The sequence below is a fragment of the Pedobacter sp. 01T416_2 genome, from assembly GCF_056398925.1.
Window position 1 is genome coordinate 1 of record NZ_JBFTQI010000133.1, and the last position, 9752, is coordinate 9752.

6 protein-coding genes and 1 pseudogene are annotated in these 9752 nt (G+C 39.1%); all 7 read left to right on the forward strand.

Annotated elements, in window-relative coordinates; all coding sequences use genetic code 11:
- Positions 1–1361 (forward strand): beta-galactosidase small subunit-related protein (locus AC1DPQ_RS08020; protein WP_477608715.1); only part of this gene is annotated, 1361 nt, incomplete at its 5' end.
- Between the two features lie 552 nt (positions 1362–1913).
- Complete coding sequence (locus AC1DPQ_RS08025) at positions 1914–4652, forward strand: alpha-L-rhamnosidase (protein ID WP_477608717.1); 2739 nt, start codon at positions 1914–1916, stop codon at positions 4650–4652.
- A gap of 97 nt (positions 4653–4749) precedes the next feature.
- Entirely contained in the window at positions 4750–5415 is a 666-nt protein-coding gene (locus AC1DPQ_RS08030; RefSeq protein WP_477580666.1) for a DUF3826 domain-containing protein, read from the forward strand.
- 93 nt (positions 5416–5508) lie between these two features.
- Positions 5509–6645 carry a sialidase family protein gene (locus AC1DPQ_RS08035; RefSeq protein WP_477608719.1) on the forward strand — a complete coding sequence of 379 codons (1137 nt, stop codon included), beginning with the start codon at positions 5509–5511 and terminating at the stop codon, positions 6643–6645.
- Between the two features lie 250 nt (positions 6646–6895).
- Complete coding sequence (locus tag AC1DPQ_RS08040; protein WP_477608721.1) at positions 6896–8272, forward strand: acetylxylan esterase; 1377 nt, start codon at positions 6896–6898, stop codon at positions 8270–8272.
- Positions 8273–8337: 65 nt separating this feature from the next.
- Entirely contained in the window at positions 8338–9207 is an 870-nt protein-coding gene (locus tag AC1DPQ_RS08045; protein WP_477584968.1) for a sugar phosphate isomerase/epimerase family protein, read from the forward strand.
- 13 nt (positions 9208–9220) lie between these two features.
- A pseudogene (locus tag AC1DPQ_RS08050) lies at positions 9221–9752 on the forward strand (hypothetical protein); the annotation flags it as partial.

The following is a 9752-nucleotide window of genomic DNA, read 5'->3' on the forward strand; positions in this document are numbered from 1 at the left end:
GTGCAGGCATTGAAGATTACTGGAATGCCATGTGGAACAATCCACTTTCTGCAGGTGGTTTCCTTTGGGATTTTGCCGATCAGGCTGTGGTACGTACCGATAAAAATGGCGAATTAGATACCGATGGAAATCATGGCCCTGACGGAATTGTTGGACCTTACCACGAAAAAGAAGGTAGTTTCTTTACCATTAAAGAAGTCTGGAGTCCTGTTTTTGTAGAGAAAAGAGAAATGACTGCCAGTTTTGATGGTTCGTTTACATTAGAAAACCGTTATGCATTTACCAATCTCAATCAATGTACATTCAACTGGAAATTAAAGAAATTAAAAGCGGGAACAGATGCAGCATTCAAATCTGGAAGAGCCAATGCACCAAATATAAAACCTTTCGAAAAAGGAAAATTACAAGTCGATCTTCCAAGCGACTGGAGGAACTTTGATGCACTTTATCTCACTGCAAATGCACCTGATGGTAAGGAATTGTTTACCTGGAGTTTCCCAATAACACTGCCTAAAGATGATGCAGAGAAGATTGTTGTAAAAACAGGTTCTTCAAAGGTAAATATTAAAGAGGATGCGAAAGTTTATCAGGTATCTGCCAACGGCATCGATTTAACATTCGATAAAATAACAGGTTTGCTGCAACAGGCACAGAATGCCAAAGGTGTAATTCCGTTTTCAAATGGCCCCATTTTACAGGAGGGTGTAAATAATTTTAAAAACTTCATTCAAAAAATGGATGGTGAAAATTTAGTGATTTCATCAAAATTTGATAAAAAAAAAAGTTGGAACACTTTACAATGGACGATTTATCCATCAGGCTGGTTAAAAATGGAAGTGAAATATTTTCCATCAGATTACTTTACCACTTTCGTAGGACTGAACTTCTCTTATCCTGAATCAGAAATCAAAGCAGTTGAATATAAAGGAAGCGGACCATACCGCGTTTGGAAAAACCGAATGAAGGGCACAGCTTTTGGCATTTGGAAAAAGGATTATAATAATTCAGCAACTGGTGAAGCACCTTGGCAATACCCTGAATTTAAGGGCTATTATTCAAACATGTATTGGTGTGAGTTTATTGGTAAAAAACAATCTTTTAAAGTGGTTACAGATAGGGAAGATGTGTTTTTAAGGTTGTTTACGCCAAAAAAATCGAAAGATACAGAATATGATAACATGAGTCCGACATTTCCGAATGGTGATATTTCATTTATGAACGCAATTTCGGCAATTGGCACAAAAACACAAAAACCAGAAACTACAGGCCCCATGGGAATGAAGAATATCTATTACGATTTTGATAAAGCCCCAAATAGAGCACTAAATATGACCTTGTATTTTGATTTTTCAGGTAGATAGGTTTAACCGCAAAGAAAAGAAGAAAGAATAATTAAAGAATTAAAAAATCAGTGTAATCCATTAATCTATGTAATCAACCGCGAAGCGTAAAGAAGAATAATGGCCCGCAGATAACGCAGATTTACGCAGATGAGAAAATATCGGTCTGCGTAGATCTTCGAAATCAGCGGGAGCAAATAAATGTTTAACCGCAAAGAATGCTAAGTTTTTCGCAAAGCAAAGAAAAAATAGCCTGCAGATAACGCGGATTTACGCAGATGAGAAAATATTGGTCTGCGTAAATCTTCGAAATCAGCGGGAGCAAATAAATGTTTAACCGCAAAGAACGCTAAGTTTTTCGCATTGCAAAGAAAAAGAATAGCCCGCAGATAACGCGGATTTACGCAGATGAGAAAATTATTGGTCTGCGTAAATCTTCGAAATCAGCGGGAGCAAATAAATGTTTAACCGCAAAGAACACTAAGTTTTTCGCAAAGCAAAAGAAGAAAGAATAATTAAAGAAGTAGAAAATCAGTGAAGTCAATTAATCTGTGTAATCAACCACGAAGTATAATGAACATTAAAATCTACATAGCGATCATCAGCATTTGGTTTCTATCCTTTTCAAAAGTGATGGCGCAGATCTCGTTGCAAAACACGACCTGCGAAATGCTCGAGAATCCTTTGGGTATTGATGTTTTGAAACCTCGATTGGCATGGCATATCATCTCAAATGAAAGAAATGTAATGCAAACGGCTTATCAGATTTTGGTATCTTCTTCGCCTGAGAAATTAAATGCTAATGAGGGCGATTTATGGGATTCAGGAAAGATTAACTCACCAGAATCTATTCATATAGCTTACAACGGAAAAGTGCTTAAAAGCCGGATGAAAGCCTATTGGAAAGTTAAAGTGTGGACCAATGTTGGGCAAAGCGAATGGTCTGCTAACAACTATTTTTCTATGGGTTTGCTATACTACAAAGATTGGCCGAAAGGCTGGATTGGTTTTGACAGGGCATTCCCATGGGATAACATTAAAACGGATTCGCGTTTATCAGCCAGGTATTTCAGAAAAGAGTTTCAGAGTACGAAAGAAATCAAGTCTGCTACGGCATCAATCATTGGTTTAGGTTTGTACGAACTCTACATCAACGGCAAAAAAGTTGGAAATGATGTTTTATCTCCATCGCCTACAGATTATACCAAAAACGTAAAATATAACACTTACGATGTAAGCAGTTACCTTCAGAACGGTAAAAATGCAGTTGGCACGATACTCGGAAATGGCCGTTTCTTCGCGATGCGTCAAAATGAAAAACCTTATAAAATTAAAACATTTGGTTTTCCGAAAATGCTGATGAACATCAACATTGTTTACACCGATGGAACAACAGCAAATATTGATACCGACGATAGCTGGAAAGGCACAGCAGATGGACCTATCAGAACCAATAACGAATATGATGGGGAAGAATACGATGCTACAAAAGAAGCTCCAGGCTGGAATAAGGTCGGTTTTGACGATAGCAAGTGGGCAAAAGCCGAATTTGTACAAGAACCAACAGGAACCATTGAAGCCCAGATGAATGAAAACATGAAAGTGATGAATACAATAAAGCCTGTTTCAATCACTAAACTTTCTGGTGGCCGGTATATTTTGGATATGGGTCAAAACATGGTGGGTTGGCTGCAGATCAAGGTAAAAGGCGTAAAGGGCAAACAAATCAAAATGCGTTTTGCAGAGTCGTTACAAAATAATGGAGAACTTTTTACGGCTAATCTTCGTAATGCGAAATGTACCGATTTATACACTTTAAAAGGAGGAGAATTAGAAATCTGGGGGCCTACTTTTGCATACCGCGGATTTAGATACGTAGAGCTTTCAGGATATACTTACCAACCATCGGTGAATGATTTTCTTGGCAAAATGATTTATGATAACATTAAAACGGTCGGAACTTTCGAAACTTCAGATGCTTTAACCAATCAGATCTTCAAAAATGCCTGGTGGGGCATTGCCGGAAGTTATAAGGGGATTCCGGTTGATTGTCCTCAACGCAACGAGCGGATGCCTTGGCTTGGCGATAGGGGCGCTGTGGCTTACGGAGAAAGTTTTCTTTTTGATAACGGACGCTTTTATACCAAATGGTTACAGGACATCAGAAACTCGCAAAAGGAAGATRGAGCTATTCCTGATGTGGCACCTGCTTTCTGGAGGTACTACAGCGATAACATGACCTGGCCAGGAGCAATGCTTTTGGTGACCGAAATGCTTTACAAACAAACCGGTGATGTTTCGGCCGTTCGGGATAATTACCCAGCAATGAAAAAGTGGTTAGCTTACATGCAAGATCGCTACATGAAAGATTATATTTTAACTAAAGATAGTTACGGCGATTGGTGTATGCCTCCTATTACCATCGAATTTGGCCAGGGCAAAAGCGCAGACAAGAAATATCCTTCTGAATTAATTTCGACGGCTTATTATTATCATTTCACGCAGTTGATGATACAATTCGCTAAGGTAAGCGGCAATGATGAAGATGTAAAAGCATATGAACTTTTGGGGAATAAAATCAAGGAAGCTTTCAACCAGAAATATTATAACGATAAAGGTTATTATGCTTCTAATGCCTTAACGGATAACATCATTCCACTTTATTTCGGAATGGTTCCACAGAACAAAATAGATCAGGTTTTTAAGAATATCACTTATACTGTTGAAGTGACAAATAAAGGCCATTTAAGTAATGGTTTAGTCGGTATTCAGTGGCTAATGCGCTGTTTAAACGACTATGGGCGACCAGATTTAGCTTATACTGTGGCTACGCGAAAATCTTATCCTAGCTGGGGCTATATGGTTGATAATGGTGCAACCACCATTTGGGAATTATGGAATGGCAATACGGCTGATCCGAAAATGAATTCACAGAACCACGTGATGATGCTAGGCGATCTGCTGATCTGGTATTACGAAAATCTGGCTGGTATAAAATCGGAGGAGGCTGCTTTTAAAAAAATCACCATGAAACCTGAAATGATCAATGGTTTAAACTCGGTAAATGCAAGTTACAATTCGGTTTATGGGTTAATCAAAAGCAGTTATAGCAAAACGGCTAACCAGTTTAACTGGAACATTACCATCCCAGCAAATACAACGGCGTTGGTTTATATTCCTGCAAATAATAAAAATGAAGTTTCAGAAAAAAATAAGTCAATAAAGGATTTAAAATTTGTAAAAATGGAGCATAATAACGCTGTTTATGAACTTGGTTCTGGCGATTATGCTTTTGTGGTGGAGAAAAAATAATTATTACGGTCGTCATGCTGAACTTGTTTCAGCATCTTATTTGATAAGATCCCGATGTAAAATCGGGGCAGGGTGACGCTTAAAGAAAAATAGAATTATGAGAAAGTTTTTTAAACCATTTATGCTACTCAGCTTACTGATCACCGCAGTAAATGCATTCAGCCAAACCAAAGATATTGTTGTGCCAGAAGAAATCCTGACAAAGGCAAAAGAATGGACTTCTGCATTAAATTTAAGTGATGCAACAAAAAAATCTGCTGTTGAAAATGTAATTGCGGCTCATTTAACCACAATTAGAGATTGGCATAACGACCACCCATCATCAACTGTTCCTGACGGAATAAACCCTGTTACCGGCAATAAACTAAGTGATTTAGATAAACAGATCATTGCTGATTCTGCTATGCCATCAATGGTTCATCAATCGCTTATGGATGGATTGAAAAAGAATTTAACACCAGAGCAGGTAGAAACCATTTTAGACAAATACACCATCGGAAAGGTTGATTTCACGATGAAAGGTTACAAAGCGATTGTTCCTGATTTAACTGCCGATGAGGAAGCCAAGATTTTGGCTTTTTTGAAGCAAGCCAGGGAACAAGCTGTCGATTATAAAAACATGAAGCAGATTTCGGCCATTTTCGAGATTTACAAAACGAAATCAGAGCAGATGTTAAATAATAACGGTCGCAGCTGGAGAGCGCTTTATAGTGCTTACACTAAAAAGATAAAGGAAGAGAAAGCAGCAAAACAAAAGCAGTAGGCAATTTCCAGTGAAAAGTTTTCAGTTTTTGAGTAATAAAGCAAATCTGTGCAATCAAATAATCTGTGTAATCAACCTCGAAGAGAAAGAATTATGATATCAAAAAAAATATACACCACAATAGGACTTATTTTAGCAGTAACACTTAGTGCCAAAGCTCAGGTAGAGAAATGGCAAACTGGAATCGTAAAACAAGAATTCCTATACGACAAAGCACCATTCCCATCGTGCCACTCTGCAACAATCGCAGAAACGCCAACGGGCTTAGTCGCTTCATTTTTTGGTGGCACAAAAGAACGGAATCCCGATGTAGAAATCTACATCAGTCGTTTTGTGGATGGCAAATGGCTGGCACCGGTTTCGGCTGCTAATGGTATCCAACCTGATGGTAAAAGATTACCTACATGGAATCCTGTTTTATATCAGGTTCCTAGTGGAGATTTACTGTTGTTTTATAAAATCGGGCCAAAACCATCAGAATGGTGGGGCATGATGAGAACCTCAAAAGATGGCGGTAAAACCTGGTCGGATGCTACAAAATTGCCCGATGGTTATATTGGCCCTGTAAAAAACAAACCCGTTTTATTAAGCAACGGGAATCTCTTTGCACCATCGAGTAAAGAAGGCGACGGTTGGAAAATTCACTTCGAGGTAACCAAGGATAATGGTAAAACCTGGAGAACCGTAGGCCCATTGCCCGAAAATGGAATCAAAGCCATTCAACCGAGCATTTTACAACATGGAAATGGAAAATTGCAGCTATTGGCCAGAACAGCAAATCGAGCCATTGTAGAATCCTGGTCTGAAGATAACGGCGAAACCTGGTCGGTATTAACCAAAACATCATTACCCAATAACAACTCCGGTACAGACGCCGTAACCATGAAAGATGGCCGCCACGTATTGGTTTACAACCATGTTTTGCCTCCGGGCGATTTAGCCAAAGGGCCACGTACTCCATTAAATGTTTCGGTTTCAAAAGACGGAAAAAAATGGTCGGCCGCATTGATTCTGGAAGATTCGCCCATCAGCCAGTATTCTTATCCTGCGGTGATTCAAACTGCTGATGGCATGTTACATTTCATTTATACCTGGAGAAGAGAGAAAATTAAACACGTTGTGGTTGATCCTTCGAAGCTAAAATTAAAGAAAATCAAAAATGGGATCTGGCCGAAACTGAAAGGTTATACGGCTCCGGTAATTACTGAAACTAAAAATGAGGAGGGTTAAGATGATAGATTCAATGAGATACGTCATTTCGAGGTTGTTGCGATCGTCATTGCGAGGAGGCACGACGTGGCAATCTATCCTGTCAAGAAAGATTGCTTCGGCTGATGAACTATTTATTTGTCATGGATTTTGCGCTCGTCATGCTGAATTTATTTCAGCATCTTTCATGTTAAGCCGCCTTGCTATTAAGACCCTGAAACAAGTTCAGGGTGACGATCGATCGATTGGAAGAAAGATAAGTTTAGCATTAATGCTGCTTTTCTCCATTTCTTTAGCCACATCCGCCCAAATCCAAAACACCGATAACTTCTATAAAAAGCCGCTTGTAGAAGTTTTGAAAGAGATCCAAACACGCTTCAAAGTACAGATCAAATATTCAGAACCACAGGTAAAAGATAAATGGGTGAACTATGCAGAATGGCGTTTCCGTGCAAACGTTGATGAAACTCTTGCAAACGTACTTGCACCGTTGGATATGAAAGTAAACAAGGAAAAGCCAGGTGTTTACAAATTGAAAGAATATGAATATTACCGTTGGGAGGTTCAGGATGGATGGGCCTATTTGGATAGCTTGGCAACAAAATACCACGATCAGGCCAGTTGGGAAAAACGTAAGGCACAAATAAAGCCCGAATTATACCAAGCCTTATTGTTATCGCCATTGCCTGCCAAACCAAATTCAAAACCGATTATGACAGCGAAAAGAATTTTTGACGGTTATTCGGTCGAAAACATTGCATTAGAAATTTTACCTGGGGTTTGGATTAATGGCTCACTATATAAACCGTTAAATTTTAAAGGAAAAATCCCATTGGTTTTAAGTCCTGACGGACACTGGGAAAAACAACGTTTTAGACCTGATTGTCAGATCCGCTGTGCAATGATTGCCAGAATGGGCGCTATGGCCTTTAGCTACGACTTATTTGCCTGGGGCGAATCGATGCTCCAGTTTAAATATGAAGATCATCGCAAAAGCTTAGCGCAAACCATTCAGGCTTTGGGAGGAATCAGGATTTTAGACTACTTCAGTGCGCTAAAAGAAACCGATACAGCCAGAATTGGCATCAGTGGAGGTTCGGGTGCAGGAAGTCATTCCATTTTAATGACCGCCATGGATAACAGGATTAAACTAAGTGCTCCCGTAGTGGCGATGTCGTCTTACTTTTATGGTGGCTGCCCTTGCGAAAGCGGAATGCCAATCCACCAATGTGGTGGTGGAACTGATAATGTAGAACTGGCTGCAATGGCAGCACCTCGGCCCCAGTTATTGGTGTCAGATGGTAGCGACTGGACAGCACACACACCAGAACACGATTTTCCTTATCTACAAAAAATGTACAGTTATTATGGTGTGAAAGATAAGGTCGAGAATGTTCATCTTCCGGATGAAAAACATGATTTTGGCATTAATAAGCGCATTGCACTTTACGATTTCCTGATCAAAAACTTCAAACTAAATGGTACTGCAGTTAAAGATAAAGCCGGTAAATACAATGAAAGTAAAGTAACCATCGAAAAGGAAAATGCCCTTTATGTTTTTGGCGATAAAGGCGAAAAACTACCTAAAAATGCAGTGATGGGATTTGAAAATCTGGAAAAATTATTCCCTTTAAGTACAAGCAAATAATAGATATGGAGCATCAAAACAGGAGGTCTTTTATTGGTCATGTGACATTGCTAACAGGCGCTTTAATGATCCCGAATCAATTGCTTTTGGCAGCAGAGAAAAAGAACGATTATAAAGTTGCCGTGATTGATTTAATGATTTTAAAACGTCAGAAAATCAGCGCTTTGCCACTCGCAAAAGAAATCGGTGCAGACGGATTGGAAATAGACATGGGTGGTTTGGGCGATCGGGAAACATTTGACAATAAACTGGCCGATCCAAAAATCAGGCAGGAGTATCTGGATAAGGCAAAGGAATTAAATCTTGAAATCTGTTCGTTGGCGATGACCGGATTTTATGCGCAATCATTTGCCAAGCGACCAACTTATCAGAAAATGATCCAGGATTGTTTAGATACTGCTAAAGCAATGCATATTAAAGTGGTCTTTCTTCCATTGGGTATTCAAGGTGATTTGGTTAAAAACCCAGAACTCCGTGAACCTATTATAGAGCGGTTAAAAGTTGCTGGAAAAATGGCTGCCAAAGTGGGAATTACTATTGGAATTGAAAGCGCTTTAGATGCAAAAGGTGAATTGCAATTATTAAAAGATATTGATTGCAAGCATGTTAAAAGCTACTTCAATTTCTCGAATGCCATAAAGAATGGAAGGGATTTACACCAAGAGCTGAGAATTTTAGGCAAAAAGAACATCGTTCAGATCCATGCCACAAATGAAGATGGTGTTTGGTTACAGAACGATCCGAAAATTGATTTGAACAAAGTTAAAGAAACTTTAGATGATATGGGTTGGAGTGGTTGGCTGGTTGTAGAAAGAAGCAGGGATGCCAAACAGCCAACAAATGTAAAATATAATTTCAGTGCCAATACAAGCTACCTGAAATCAGTTTTTCAAAGTGAGGGATCGTCATTGCGAGGCACGAAGCAATCTCAATAGTAGAATTATAAAAATGGGTTTAACTACAATAATACAAACAATACAGCTGCCTTGGTTCGTGTCTCCACGAACCAAACAAATTAAACCATTCTTTAGTCTGCTGATTTTTTTATCATTATTATGTTTTAAAGTTAATGCAATAGATATTTACGTATCCGTAAATGGCAATGATACTAATGTAGGAACCAAGGAAAAGCCTTTGGCCACACTACATTCTGCCATCAGAAAAGCCCGCGAATTGAGGCGTTTAGATGATGCTTCCACTAAGGATGGAATCCGGATTATAATCGGCAAGGGTTTTTACCAATTGCACGAACCCGTAGTTCTTCGACCTGAAGATTCTGGTACAAAAGATAGTCCGACAACAATTATTTCAGCACCTAACGAAAAAGTTATTTTGAGCGGAGGCATTCAAATAAAAAACTGGAAAAAGTTAAATCACACCATTGCTGGTCTGCCAAACGAATCTATAGGGAGGGTTTGGGTAGCTGATATTCCAAATTTAGATGGGGGCGACCTACAGTTCAGACAGCTATGGGTAGATG